8 protein-coding genes and 4 tRNA genes are annotated in these 15,114 nt (G+C 40.3%); all 12 read right to left on the minus strand.

The genetic code is table 11. From position 1 onward, the window contains the following. Nucleotides 1-13 precede the first annotated feature (13 nt). Complete coding sequence (locus AC3B5D_RS07365; protein ID WP_489840682.1) at nt 14-844, minus strand: SAM-dependent methyltransferase; 831 nt, start codon at nt 842-844, stop codon at nt 14-16. A 14-nt stretch (nt 845-858) separates the two neighbouring features. Beyond that, nucleotides 859-1,260, minus strand: coding sequence for a helix-turn-helix domain-containing protein (locus tag AC3B5D_RS07370; protein ID WP_489840681.1), 402 nt, complete (start codon nt 1,258-1,260; stop codon nt 859-861). A gap of 130 nt (nt 1,261-1,390) precedes the next feature. Then, complete coding sequence (locus tag AC3B5D_RS07375; RefSeq protein ID WP_489840680.1) at nt 1,391-2,239, minus strand: methyltransferase domain-containing protein; 849 nt, start codon at nt 2,237-2,239, stop codon at nt 1,391-1,393. Nucleotides 2,240-2,401: 162 nt separating this feature from the next. Further along, nucleotides 2,402-3,595, minus strand: a complete 1,194-nt coding sequence (locus tag AC3B5D_RS07380; protein ID WP_489840679.1) for an iron-containing alcohol dehydrogenase — start codon at nt 3,593-3,595, stop codon at nt 2,402-2,404. A 147-nt stretch (nt 3,596-3,742) separates the two neighbouring features. After that, complete coding sequence (gene rpoC / locus AC3B5D_RS07385; RefSeq protein ID WP_489841183.1) at nt 3,743-7,387, minus strand: DNA-directed RNA polymerase subunit beta'; 3,645 nt, start codon at nt 7,385-7,387, stop codon at nt 3,743-3,745. Nucleotides 7,388-7,539: 152 nt separating this feature from the next. After that, nucleotides 7,540-11,145, minus strand: a complete 3,606-nt coding sequence (rpoB, locus tag AC3B5D_RS07390; protein ID WP_489840678.1) for a DNA-directed RNA polymerase subunit beta — start codon at nt 11,143-11,145, stop codon at nt 7,540-7,542. A 270-nt stretch (nt 11,146-11,415) separates the two neighbouring features. After that, the gene (locus AC3B5D_RS07395) at nt 11,416-13,911 is read right to left on the minus strand and encodes an ATP-dependent Clp protease ATP-binding subunit (RefSeq protein WP_489840677.1); all 2,496 of its coding nucleotides are present in this window, start codon (nt 13,909-13,911) and stop codon (nt 11,416-11,418) included. A gap of 1 nt (nt 13,912) precedes the next feature. Continuing rightward, nucleotides 13,913-14,389 (minus strand): CtsR family transcriptional regulator, encoded by a 477-nt coding sequence (locus AC3B5D_RS07400; protein ID WP_489840676.1) that lies wholly within the window; start codon nt 14,387-14,389, stop codon nt 13,913-13,915. 233 nt (nt 14,390-14,622) lie between these two features. Continuing rightward, a tRNA-Arg gene (locus AC3B5D_RS07405) sits at nt 14,623-14,696 on the minus strand. 30 nt (nt 14,697-14,726) lie between these two features. Further along, nucleotides 14,727-14,799 (minus strand) — tRNA-Gly (locus tag AC3B5D_RS07410). A 6-nt stretch (nt 14,800-14,805) separates the two neighbouring features. Continuing rightward, nucleotides 14,806-14,878 (minus strand) — tRNA-Thr (locus AC3B5D_RS07415). Nucleotides 14,879-14,898: 20 nt separating this feature from the next. Next, nucleotides 14,899-14,981, minus strand: a tRNA-Leu gene (locus tag AC3B5D_RS07420). Nucleotides 14,982-15,114: the final 133 nt, after the last annotated feature.

A 15,114-nucleotide genomic window follows, 5' to 3' on the forward strand; every position in this document is an offset into this window, starting at 1 on the left:
ATAATTTTCCTTACTATTCAACTTCAAAAACTTGTTCATTAATCAAATCAAATGATTGATGATAGGTACTTAGAATGGGCGTTAGTTTGGCTTGTGACCAAAACTGCTGAGAATTTGTCGCCCCGTTCGGTTCACCAATAATAATAAATCGCTTATGGGCATATTGACTCCGAATAGTTTGCAGAACATCCCAATCAGCTTGGGTCGTATCCGGTGCCCAACTCATGATAATTGTTGTTGCTGTCTCACCATATTTGGCTAATGCTGCCAACGCGGTCATATTTTCAACTGTCGTTACTGGCTCTGCCAAGGTAATATCGGGTTGATTACGCCAAGTTTGATTATCTGTGGCAAATACAATTTGTTTGGGATCAATAGCTCGCAATCCTGCAGACAAATAGCCATGTCCAGCCATTAATTCAAGAACTGGTTGACCTGCCGTTTCACGTGACAAGTCTTGAATAAATGGTGTTGATACATAACCATACATACTAAAGTATTCAATTAAGGCATCACGTAAATGATGAACTAAAAAATCAATATTTTCTAAATCATCTCTTAGCTGTGCCCATAAGGCGTTTCCACGCGTAGGTTGTTGTGGAAATCGTCGTAGAACATCGCTTTGAGTCGCAGTAATCATCTCTTCAGTAACTTCTAAAATAGGTAAAGTTGCTGGTAAATAACCTTGATTTAAGGAATTGATAGTTTGTGCGACTTGCGTGACTAAATGATTAACACTTGTTATATGACGAAATGATGCCTGATACGACAACAGCTCACTAAGATAATCAATCTCAGTGAGCTGTCTGCCTGTACCAAAACGAATAAGTTCTTCTTGGTTCATCTTGTTTTGATCCTTTAAAACAAACTTTCTTGATGATTACTACGTACATCATCATCAGCAGTATAAGATACTGGATTCAAGTACGAATTGACATATTGAAAAATATCAAACCGTTGTTGATCTGTCAATGGCTTACCATTAAAATCAATTTCTTTACCCGATAAAAATAGTAATGATAGATCAGTTTTTTCAGACATTGCTCGCCCAACTAAAAAATCCATGGACACATTGAAAAAATCAGCTAATTTCCGTACCTCTATGTAAGACGGTGAACGGTCGCCCCGCTCCCAGTTTCCAATTTGAGCGGCTGTATTTGGTTTTTGACCTGGCTCAAGATGTTTGTTCATTTCTTCAGCAAGATTTTCCAATGTGATATTACGGCCTTTTCGTAATTCACGTAAGCGATCAGGAAACATACGCGTAGGACTCCATTCATTAAATATCGTTTATGGGTTTTCACCTTAATATGTCCATTTTACCGAACTTTTATCTGTTTTTCCACAAATATTTGTGGAAAAGACATTAATTTATCCACATTATGCACAATTAATGATGATATGTCAAAATAACAACATGAACGGTTACCTTTGACAAGGGTGTCTGCTCGGCAACTTGCTGTGTTTCTGGACGTGCACCCCAATGCAATGGCGTCATATGTAATAGATCAGCATATAAATCATTGGGAATTGTCCATTCATAAGAAATTTCTCGTTGTGTTGCTTTTGGATAATTTACCATAAAACGTTGCACAACTTTATCATTTTGGTAGGTATGCTTTGGTGAATCAAGTGGATATAACATTTCTCGTAATTCATGTAAATAGCCTGCAGCTGGCACAACTTTCACCAATGTTCCTGATGGTTTTAATACCCGTTTGAATTCTTCGTAGGCACTCGGCGAAAAAAATTCAACGATACTATCAAAACTATTATCTGTAAATGGTAGGTTAGCTAAGTCAGCAACACTAAAAAATGCCTGCGTCTCTAACTGTGTTGCAAGGTTAATGCCTGCTTTTGAAATATCAAAGCCAATCGCGGTATCTTGATTGTGTCGTAAATTGAGTAATCGCTGTAATGGTGTGCCTTCACCCGTACCAACATCTAAAATACGTTGTTTTTTTGTTGGTAATTCTTCACTAACAGCCTGTATGATGCCATCAAATAATCCAGCTGTTAATACTCGTCTACGAGAAGCTAACATCTGATCATCATATTCTGTATTGATCGCTTTATTCAAAAAATAGAGTGTCCCTTTTTTATTTAAATCTAAGCGATGGCCACGTGGACAAATTAAGCTGTGGCCACTCACGTGATCATATGGTTCATTATCTACTAAACAACGAAACATTGATAAGTGTTGTGTGACAAATTGTTGTCCTTTATCTATTTTTTTCATTTTCCCGTCATCTTCATTTTTTTATTTGATAGTATATCACAAATTAATCATATCTTTTAGCATCTGATAACAGTCTATGGTACGCAAACAGGATCGGCAATCTCACCATTTTAATTCGGTAGATTGTCGATCCTATTAAACATGTTCTAAAATATTGATATCTTATTCAAAACCATCAGTTGTTAGTGATGCCCGATACAAATCGACGACATCATCAACAGTCAAATTGACATAACCACCTTCATGATCTAAATGACCAATGCGAACAGCTTCCTGTGCCATTTCAACAAATTTTTCATCAGTACGAATATCAACACCAACTAATGTCATCGGAATGCCTAACGACTTTATCCAATCATAGGTTGATTGAATAGATTGCATTGCAACTTTTTCATCACTACCCGTTAAGTGCCAAACTTCACGCCCAAATCGTGCGAATTTTGCTGCCGTTTTGCTTGAAAGGACTTTCTGCATCCATCGTGGTGTTAAAATACCGAGACCAACACCATGCGTAATATCATAATAAGCAGATAGCTCATGTTCAATTGGATGAACTGTCCAACCATTCTGATTACCAGAACGCGCAATCCCATTCAGTGCCATGGTTGCACCCCACATCAAATTAGCGCGGGCGTCATAATTATTCGGTTCCTTTAATGCAACTGGTGCCCATTTAATTACTGAACGCATCATACCTTCAATAATACCAGCAGTTACGTCATTGGCAGTTGACCGATCAAAATATTGTTCTGTTAAATGTGAAAAAATATCAAACGATCCTGCAGCAGTTTGCCACTGCGAAACAGAATAAGTTAGTTGTGGATCTAAAAATGAAACCGCTGGTGTCTTAGGACCATAAGTACCTAACTTAATATTTAAATCAGGATTTGAAATAACTGACCCCGCATTCATCTCTGAACCTGTTGCTGCCAACGTTAAAATGTCAACGACTGGTAATTGATTAATATTTGCTCGTGATTTTGAACCACGATCAGCAACTAGATCCCAAGCATCCCCATCATAAAACTTTGCAGAAGCAATGACCTTTGATGCATCCAAAACAGAACCACCACCAACAGATAAAATCACATCTATATCGTGTGCTTTTACTAATCGTTGACCTTCACGAATTGAAGTAATTTTTGGATTAGGTGCAATGCCTGATAATTCAACCACATGTAAACCAGCTAAAGCTTTTATCACACGGTCGTACAGACCAGAGTGTTTGATTGAACCACCACCATAAGTTAGTAAGACGTTTTGACCAAATTGCGCAATGGTGTCATGTAATTCTTCATCAATATGATGTTTCCCAAAACGAATATCTGTACTATTTTGAAAACGAAAATCTTCCATATGAACCTCCTGTCTTGAAAGACGGCTGCCACTCATTAATTTTAATTAACCATACTTACTTTCATGGTAACAAAAAAGCCTCATAGATAACAAACAAATGACATCTATGAGTGCTTTAATTAATCGTTAAAATGAATCTGCAACGATTTATTTTGTTAAATTCATGGCGTTTTCAATATCAGCAATTGATGTTGGTGCATTTTCCTCAGTAACGATTGGATCAGCAACAACTTTATCTTCAATTTCTTGATATTGTTTCATACCAGTACCAGCTGGAATCAACTTACCAATGATAACATTTTCCTTCAAACCAACAAGTGGATCATTCTTACCGCGGATAGCAGCATCTGTCAAGACACGTGTTGTCTCTTGGAATGATGCAGCAGACAAGAATGAATTCGTCTCTAATGATGCTTTAGTAATACCAAGCAAAACTGGACGACCCGTTGCAGGGAGACCACCCTTCAGCAAAGTTTCTTCATTTGCATCACGGAATTGGGCAATATCCATCAAAGTTCCTGGCAACAGATCGGTCTCGCCCGGATCCATGACACGAACCTTACGTAGCATTTGTCGAGCCATTACTTCAATGTGCTTATCAGAAATCTCAACACCTTGCATACGGTAAACTTTTTGCACTTCATGCACAATATAGTTTTCAGTAGCAAGCGTATCACGTACTTGGATAATTTCCTTAGGATCAGCTGAACCTTCATTCAACGTCTCACCACGATGAATATGATCACCTTCACCAACTCGCATACGAGCAGTCATAGGTAATGTATACGTACGCGTATCCGTCTCACCTTGAATTGTAACTTCTTTGGTACGATCAGCAGGATTTTCTTCGATTGAAGTGACTTCACCAGTAACTTCAGTAATCATAGCACGTCCCTTAGGATTACGTGCTTCGAAAATTTCTTGCACACGAGGAAGTCCTTGCGTAATATCGTTTCCAGCAACACCACCCGTGTGGAATGTACGCATAGTCAATTGTGTACCTGGTTCACCAATTGATTGTGCTGCAACAGTACCCACAGCTTCACCAACTTCGACAACATCACCAGTAGCCATGTTACGACCGTAGCATCGAACACAAACACCATGTTCAGTGTTGCAAGTAAATGCTGAACGAATTGTAACGGTTGTGATGCCAGCTTCAATAATACGCTTGGCAATATCTTCTGTGATCATCTCGTTATGACCAACAATCTTGTCACCAGTTTCTGGATCAAAGACTGACTTTTGTGCATAACGTCCCAAAATACGTTCGTATAATGACTCGATAACTTCATTACCATTCATGATAGCAGTCACATCCAAGCCACGATCACTATGACAATCAACTTCACGAATAATAACATCTTGTGCAACATCAACCAAACGACGAGTCATGTAACCAGAATCAGCTGTCTTCAAAGCCGTATCAGTCATTCCTTTACGAGCACCGTGCGTTGAGAAGAACATTTCCAAAACAGATAGTCCCTCACGGAAGTTAGCTATGATAGGTAGTTCCATAATACGACCATTAGGAGCTGCCATCAAACCACGCATACCAGCCAATTGCGTAAAGTTAGAAATATTACCACGAGCTCCAGAATCCGACATCATAAAGATGTTGTTATCTGGTTCGAAGTGTTCAATTAGCTTTTCAGTAATATCATCTTTTGCTTGATTCCAAATAGCAATAACGCGTTCATAACGTTCTGAATCAGTAATCAAACCACGACGGAATTGCTTCGTTACAGTTGCGACCTGCTTGTGAGCAGCATCAATAATCTCTGGCTTTTCTTTCAAGTCAGTCACATCGGCAACACCCACTGTCAAACCAGATTTTGTTGACTCATCATAACCCAAGTCTTTCATACGATCCAACAGCAATGACGTCTCTGTAACCTTGTAAATCTTGTAAACTTCCGCAATAATATCTGACAAGTAACCCTTCTTGAATGGTGGCAAGATTGGTGTCTCAGCGTAACGTGCCTTGATATCTTCACCTGGCTCCAAGAAGAAACGGTCATCAATACGATGCAAGTTTGCTTCAGTTGGTTCATTCAAGTATGGGAAGTCTTCTGGCAAAATGTCGTTAAAGAACAACTTTCCAACAGAAGTCAACATGATGCGTGAACGTTGCTCAGCTGTAAATGGCTTTGCAGCTGGTAATGAATCTGTTTGAATACCAATACGTGTGTGCAAGTGCACATACTTATTTTGGTAAGCTGTTCGCACCTCATTGATATCCTTGAAAATCATACCTTCACCTTCACGACCAGCTTCTTCAGTCGTTAGGTAGTAATTACCGATAACCATATCTTGTGATGGTGCCACGATTGGCTTTCCATCTTTAGGTGCCAAAATGTGCCCGGCAGCTAGCATTAACAAACGTGCTTCTGCTTGTGCTTCATCTGATAATGGCACGTGAATGGCCATTTGGTCCCCATCGAAATCGGCGTTGTACGCTTCAGTTACCAATGGGTGTAGACGCATCGCCTTACCAGAAACAAGCACTGGTTCAAACGCTTGGATCCCCAAACGGTGCAACGTTGGCGCACGGTTCAATAGCACTGGGTGCTCTTTGATAACGTCTTCCAAAACATCCATGACATCATCATCACGACGATCGATCTTACGCTTTGCAGCACGAATGTTACCAGCTAAATCACGCTTGACCAATTCTTTCATGATAAATGGACGGAACAACTCCATTGCCATTGGACGTGGCAATCCCATTTGATTCATCTTCAAGAAAGGCCCAACATCGATAACTGAACGTCCAGAATAATCAACACGCTTACCAAGTAAGTTTTGACGGAAACGTCCTTGCTTACCCTTCAACATATGTGATAATGACTTCAATGGTCGGTTACCTGGTCCAGTAACTGGACGACCACGACGACCATTATCAACCAAAGCATCTGCTGCTTCTTGCAACATACGCTTTTCGTTTTGCACGATGATACCAGGTGCATTCAACTCTAACAAACGCTTCAAACGATTGTTACGGTTAATCACACGACGATACAAATCATTCAAATCAGAAGTGGCAAAACGACCACCTTCAAGTTGAACCATTGGGCGCAAATCAGGTGGAATAATTGGAATAACATCCATCACCATCCATTCTGGCTTATTACCAGATTTAACAAAGGCTTCAATAATGTCCAAACGGCGTACCGCACGAACACGCTTTTGACCAGTTGCCTCACGCAATTCAGCCTTTAATTCAGTCACTTCCTCTTCCAAGTCAACGTTAGCTAACAAGGTTTGAACAGCTTCTGCACCCATTCCTGCTTCAAATGCGTTACCATATTCGGCTTTTAATTCACGATATTCGCGTTCTGATAGTAGTTGCTTTTCAGTTAATGGTGTATCACCACCCTTGGTAACCACGTATGAAGCAAAATAAATAACTTCTTCAAGTGAACGTGGTGACATATCCAAAACTAAGCCCATACGAGATGGAATACCTTTGAAGTACCAGATATGTGATACTGGCGCAGCCAACTCAATGTGGCCCATGCGCTCACGACGAACCTTTGCTGAAGTGACTTCAACACCACAACGGTCACAAACGATTCCCTTATAACGAATTCGCTTATACTTACCACAGGCACATTCGTAATCTTTTGTAGGTCCAAAGATACGCTCATCAAAAAGGCCATCTTTTTCAGGCTTCAGTGTTCGGTAATTGATTGTCTCGGGCTTTTTTACTTCACCATAAGACCAGCTGCGAATCTTGTCCGGACTTGCCAGACCAATTTGCATGCTTTCAAACTTATTGACATCGATCAATGGTTCGACCCCTTTCATAGGTTCTCTATACAATTCCGACCCAATCGTTGACTAGATTTGTGCTTAGTGTGATCGTTAAATCACCACCACACTAAGCACAAACCTAGCAAACGAAACGCTAGGTCGGCTGACACTTTATTTATATTTTAAAATTAATTAGCACGATCATTCGTGTTTGCAACATTATCTGAATTATTGGTTATATTACCCGCACCTTCAGCATTAAATTCTTGTGCTAATTTGTCAGTTTTCTTATCTGCTGATGCAACATTTAGGACAGAATCATCTTCATCCATATCACGTAGCTCGATCTCACGATCTTCAGCATCCAAGACCTTCATGTCCAAACCAAGTGCTTGTAATTCTTTTACTAACACACGGAATGATTCTGGTACACCAGGCTTTGGAATTTGCTCACCCTTAACAATAGCTTCGTATGTCTTAACACGACCAACAACATCGTCAGACTTGTATGTTAAGATTTCCTGCAACGTATGTGCAGCACCATATGCTTCAAGGGCCCATACTTCCATTTCTCCAAAACGTTGACCACCGAATTGCGCTTTTCCACCAAGTGGTTGTTGCGTAACCAATGAGTAAGGTCCGATTGAACGAGCGTGAATCTTATCATCAACCATGTGAGCTAGCTTCATGTAATGCATGATACCAACAGACACACGCTTATCGAATGCTTCACCTGTACGACCATCGTAAAGAATTGACTTTCCATCGGCTGGCAAACCAGCTTCTTGGATGGCATCCCAAATATCCGTGTCACGAGCCCCATCAAAGACAGGTGATGCCACGTGGATACCCAATTCACGAGCAGCCATACCTAAGTGTAATTCAAGCACTTGACCAATATTCATACGTGAAGGCACACCCATTGGTGACAACATAATGTCAATTGGCGTACCATCAGGCATAAATGGCATATCTTCAGAAGGAACGATCACTGAAACCGTTCCCTTGTTACCATGACGTCCGGCCATCTTATCACCAACTTGAATCTTACGACGTTGAGCAATGTAGACACGAACCATCATGTTAACACCTGGTGACAACTCATCACCATTTTCACGTGTGAAGATACGGACATCTTGTACGACACCGCCACCACCATGAGGTACCTTCAATGATGTGTCACGTACTTCTCGAGCTTTTTCACCAAAGATAGCATGTAGCAAACGTTCCTCAGCTGATAACTCAGTCACACCCTTAGGCGTTACCTTACCAACCAAAATATCACCGTCTTCTACTTCAGCACCAATACGGATAATACCGCGTTCATCCAAATTCTTTAATTGATCCTCACCAGTATTTGGAATCTCACGAGTAAATTCTTCAGGGCCAAGCTTTGTGTCACGAGCTTCTGATTCATATTCTTCAATGTGAATTGATGTATAAACATCATCACGAATCAAACGTTCGTTAATAATGATGGCATCCTCGAAGTTATATCCTTGCCATGTCATAAAGGCAATCAATGGGTTTTGACCCAATGCCAATTCACCTTGTTCCATTGATGGTCCATCAGCCAATACTTCATCTGCATCAACTGAGTCACCAACTTTAACGATTGGTCGTTGGTTATAATTCTTACCTGCATTTGAGCGACGGAACTTCATCAAGGCATACTTGTCTAATGAACCATCTTCACGACGAACACGAATTTCGCGACCATCAACATACTCAACAACACCAGGATACTTTGAAATAATTGCCACACCAGCATCATGAGCAGCTTTATACTCAATACCCGTACCAATTAATGGTGCATGTGGATCAATCAAAGGCACAGCTTGACGTTGCATGTTAGCACCCATCAAGGCACGATTTGAGTCATCGTTTTCCAAGAAAGGAATTGCTGCAGTGGCAACAGCAACGATTTGCTTAGGAGAAACGTCCATATAATCAACTTGATCAATTGGTACTTCAACGTTTTCATCACTCTTACGAGCTAAAACAGTTTCAGTAGCAAATGAACCGTCTTCATTTAGGACAGAGTTTCCTTGTGCAACTACGAAATTATCTTCTTCATCGGCAGTCAAATAGTCAATTCGATCAGTCACCTTGTGTGTTGTCCAATCAACACGACGGTAAGGCGTCTCAATGAAACCATACTTATTAACGCGACCATATGTGGCCAATGAGTTGATCAATCCAATATTAGGTCCTTCAGGTGTCTCAATCGGATCCATACGACCATAATGTGTATAGTGAACATCTCGAACTTCATATCCAGCACGGTCACGAGTCAACCCACCAGGTCCAAGGGCTGATAAACGACGCTTGTTTGTTAACTCACCCAACGGATTTGTTTGATCCATGAATTGTGATAACTGTGATGAACCAAAGAATTCCTTCACAGCAGCAACAACTGGACGAATGTTAATCAATTGTTGTGGCGTAACGGTATCAGGATCTTGAATTGACATCCGTTCACGAACAACACGTTCCATACGGCTTAGACCAATACGGAAAGTATTTTGTAACAACTCGCCAACACGACGAATACGACGATTTCCCAAATGATCAATATCGTCAGTTGTTCCAACACCTAATGGCAAGTTTAAGAAGTAATTCATACCTGCGATAATATCTGCTGGCTTAACTGTCCGAATAGCTGGATCAAATTGACCATTACCGATGATTGGCAATGTCTTTTCGGGGTCTTCTGGATTTTCAACAAGAATTGTTTGCAAAACCATTGGTTCCGTCACAACTGCATCATCTGATGGTGTATAAGTTGTGCGCTTAAAGTCGTCACGATCTAAGTAAGGTGACAAAGCTGACATAACTTTCTTATCAATCAATGCACCCTTTTCAGCGATGATTTCACCAGTATCTGGATCAGCTAGTGTTTCACCCAATGTCAAGCCCATTAAGCGAGACTTCAATGACAACTTCTTGTTAATCTTGTAGCGACCAACTGGTGCCAAATCATAACGCTTTGGATCAAAGAAACGTGCTGTTAACAAGGCACGTGCTGAATCAGCAGTCTTAGGCTCTCCCGGACGTAAACGCTCGTAGATATCCTTTAAGGCTTCTTCAACTCGTGAATCTTCGATGTCTTTATGCACATCTTTATCCAACGTTAATGAGATTGAATCATATTGGTCACCCAACATTTGTAAGATTTCTGAATCTGAACCATAACCCAATGCACGAACCAATTCAGTAATTGGTAATTTACGTGTACGATCAATACGAACGTAACTTAATCCCTTAGCATCGGTCTCAAATTCTAGCCAAGCACCACGACTTGGAATGAACGTTGTACCGTAATTTGGGCGACCATTCTTATCTAATTCTTCGTTGTAGTACACACCAGGTGAACGTACTAATTGTGAAACAATAACACGTTCGGCACCATTAATAATAAATGTTCCTGACGGTGTCATTAATGGGAAATCGCCAAAGAAAACATCTTGTGACTTAATTTCACCAGTTTCCTGATTTGTTAAACGCAACGTAACGTGTAATGGTGCCGAATAATTAGCATCATGGTTACGAGCTTCTTCTACTGTGTACTTAGGCTCCATGAGCTTATAGTCCACAAATTCTAGAGACAACTTGCCTTGGAAATCTTCGATTGGCAAAATGTCCATAAACATTTCACGTAATCCTTCATCCAAGAACCAGTTGTATGAGTCCGTTTGAATTTCGATCAAGTTAGGCAAATCAAGAACTTCCTTGATTCGTGCATAACTACGACGAACACGGTGTTTACCATACTTTACAAGCGTTCCTACCAAGTTTTCCACCTCGCTTTGAATTGGCCAACTGTGCACCGAGTTATATTACAGTTTGATAACAATTTCTGCTTTTCACCGGTTTTTAAGTGCAAAAAAGACAACAGCATCCCCATACCTGAAAACGCTCTTGTCATTACTATGCAGGCCTTCAGGGACAATATTTCCTGTCAACCGTTGTCTTATACACAATTAAACTAACCATTAGTATACAAGAAAAAGCAGGCATTAGCAAGAAAAACAATCCTTGTCAACGCTTACTTTTTAAGTTTATTATTCTGTCACAGTCACTGTCTTATTTTTGGCTGGTTTGACGGTGATATTTATCTCGCCATTTTTGGCACCGATCGTTACCTGATCATTCACAGTTACTTGTCCTGTCAATAATTCTTCTGATAAGGCATCTTCAACTTTCGATTGTAGCGCTCGTCTAATTGGCCGTGCACCATATTCTGGGTCAAAACCAGCTTCAGCAATCACATCGATTGCAGCTGGTGTTATTTTCACCTTAAAGCCTTGTTCACCGATCCGTTGCAAGACCGACTTTGACATTAACTTAACAATTTGATGTAGCTCCGCTTTGTTCAATGAATGGAAGACAACCACTTCATCCAAACGATTAATAAATTCTGGACGGAATGTTTCCTTAACGGTTTGCATAATAGTATCACGCATTGCATCATAATCAGACATCTTATCGACTGCCCCGAAACCAACTGATTTTTCATCACGCAATCGCGTTGCTCCTAGGTTAGATGTCATAATAATAATCGTATTTCTAAAATCAACTTTGCGTCCTTTAGAATCTGTCAAATAACCATCATCAAACACTTGCAACATTAAATTATAAATATCTGGATGCGCTTTTTCAGCTTCATCAAGCAAGACAACTGAGTACGGTTGACGGCGAACCTTCTCTGTCAGTTGACCACCTTCTTCATAACCAACGTAACCCGGTGCTGAGCCAACCAAACGACTTGCTGAATAGGCTTCACGATATTCTGACATATCTACACGGATCATGTTATCTTCTGAACCAAACATCGCTTCAGCTAACGCTTTTGCTAATTCAGTTTTACCTGTTCCAGTTGGTCCTAAGAATAAGAAAGTTCCAATTGGACGTTTTGGATCTTTCAAACCTGAACGAGCTCGTCTAATCGAACGTGCAATGGCTGATACAGCCTCATCTTGACCAACAACTCGGTGATGCAGTACTTTCTCTAAATTAACTAGACGTTCTTTCTCTGACTTTTCCATTTGCGTCACAGGAATACCCGTTTGTTCTGATACGACTTCAGCAATATCATGCAGTGATAAGACCAAATCGTATTTTGTTTTATCCACATTTTCTGGATTAGTCTGTGCATCCAAATATTTATCAATGTGCCGTTTTTGCCGCATTTCTTTCTTACGCAGTTCAGCTGCTAATTCAAAATCTAATCGCGCAATTGCTTCATCTTTTTCTTGTTGTAATGTCGCCAATTTTTCTTGTTGCTTCGCTAATGGTGTTTCGTGACCTGTTCGATCAATGCGAACCTTGGCAGCCGCCTCATCCATAATATCAATCGCTTTATCAGGTAAGAAACGATCCGTGACATATCGTACTGATAATTTCACTGCCTCAACAATGGTTTCATCAGGAATTGCCACTTGATGGTGTTGTTCGTAACGTTCTTTCAACCCTTTCAAAATAGCAATCGCATCCGCTTGTGTTGGTTCATTCACAGTCACCTGTGCAAAACGTCGTTCTAAGGCGGCATCTACTTCAATATACTTCTGATATTCATCTAAAGTCGTTGCACCAATCGTTTGCAATTCACCACGTGCCAAAGCGGGCTTTAAGATGTTTGACGCATCAATGGCACCCTCAGCGCCACCGGCACCAATTAACGTATGTAGTTCGTCAATAAACAAAATGACTTGACCATCGTGTTGAATTTCATCAATGACTTTCTTCAAACGATCTTCAAATTCACCACGATATTTTGTACCAGCAACTAAAGAACCCATGTCTAACATCATTAAACGTTTTTGGGTCATATCTGAAGGAACATCACCTGCAACAATACGTTGTGCTAGTCCTTCAGCAATCGCTGTTTTACCAACACCCGGTTCACCAATTAATACTGGGTTATTCTTAGTACGTCGTGACAAAATTTGAATCACACGTTTCACTTCGTTTTCACGACCAACAACTGGATCAATCTTTTGATCACGCGCTAATTGTGTTAAATCACGCGCTAAAGCATCTAACGTTGGTGTCCCTTCTGTTGCTTGTGCTTGATTACCACGTTTCCGTCGTGCATCATGCCGTTTTGCTGTATCACTAACACCCAATTTACGTAAAATTGCACGTCGCATTTCTTGAGGATTAACACCCAAATTAATTAAGATACGTGATGAAAAAATGGTCTCATCTGACAATAATGCCAATAGGATATGTTCTGTTCCTGTACGTTCTTGATGAAGTTTAACGGCATGTTCATTTGCCAATCGAATCATTTCAGCTGCTTTCGGAGAATAGGGCAAATAAGCTTCTTTTTCGGCACGAGATAGTGTGCCATACCCCGTAAACTGTTCAATTTGACTTCTCACATCATCATCAACAACATTAAATTGTTGCATGACTTTACTAGCAATGCCTTCTTTTTCAATTGCCAAAGCAAGTAATAGATGTTCTGTCCCAACAGCTTGATGTTTAAAATGCTTTGCTTGTTCTTGTGCAATAACTAACACATTCTTTGCACTTGGTGTATATTGATTATCCATATTAATTACGCTCACTTTCAAACCGTAATCGGTTCAATAATTGTTGTAATAATCTAGCTCGTAAACGACCTTGAACAGTTGCATCGCCAACTGCTAATGCTTCTTTAGACATTAACGTCAAAAGAAGTTCCCCTTCACGTTGTGTCAAGATTTGTTCTCGATATAAACTAGATATTACTGCTGTTGCCGTCCTAAAGCTAACAATCTCAGGGAGACTTTGTCGCATCTCTTCAATCAGATCTGGCTCTGTCCGTAATGCCATTTTTACAATACGAATATAACCACCACCACCACGTTTTGATTCGACGAAATAACCATTTTCGGCACTAAAACGCGTTTTAATGACATAATTAATTTGTGATGGCACGACGTTGAAGCGTCGGGCGATTTCAGCACGACGAATTTCAATTTCATTCGCCTGCTGCAAAATTTGTTTCAAGTATGCCTCAATATTATCAGACATATTTGAATCAGCCATGACCTTCACCCCCTTGACCAATATTGACATCATTATAAAACGCATCGTCAAACAATGCTACTAATCAATCATATCTTTTTAAGAGTCGGTCGCAAAGTATTTTACAAAAGCTAATTCAAGGTTCGCTTAACTTAAAAATATCAACTTGTCATTATTTTTATTGACTACCCATTTAAAAAAAACATGTATTGACACAAAAACCACCAAGATTTCTCTTGATGGTTTGCAATCAATGCACCTAGAAGGATTCGAACCTTCAACCTTCTGATTCGTAGTCAGACACTCTATCCAGTTGCGCTATAGGTGCATGTTCATTTGAAGCTTCCTATTGGAAGTAAGCGAACAACGGGATTCGAACCAGCGACCTCTACCATGGCAAGGTAGCGTTCTACCAACTGAACTATATTCGCATGGAATGCCGACTACTGGATTCGAACCAGCGACCTCTTCATTACTAGTGAAGCGCTCTGCCAGCTGAGCTAAGTCGGCTTCTGTATCGAAAATCGATATACGGATGACAGGAATCGAACCTGCACGCCCTAGGGGCACTGGAACCTAAATCCAGCGCGTCTGCCAGTTCCGCCACATCCGCAACAGACGTCCATCGAGTAAACAACTCTAGACAACTTTTATATTATACCTAATCATTTATTAAGTGTCAACACTCATTTTGATTTGGTATATATCGTAACTGCTATCATGACTAATAACAACTTACCACTCGA

The sequence above is a fragment of the Weissella sp. ESL1177 genome, from assembly GCF_058107185.1.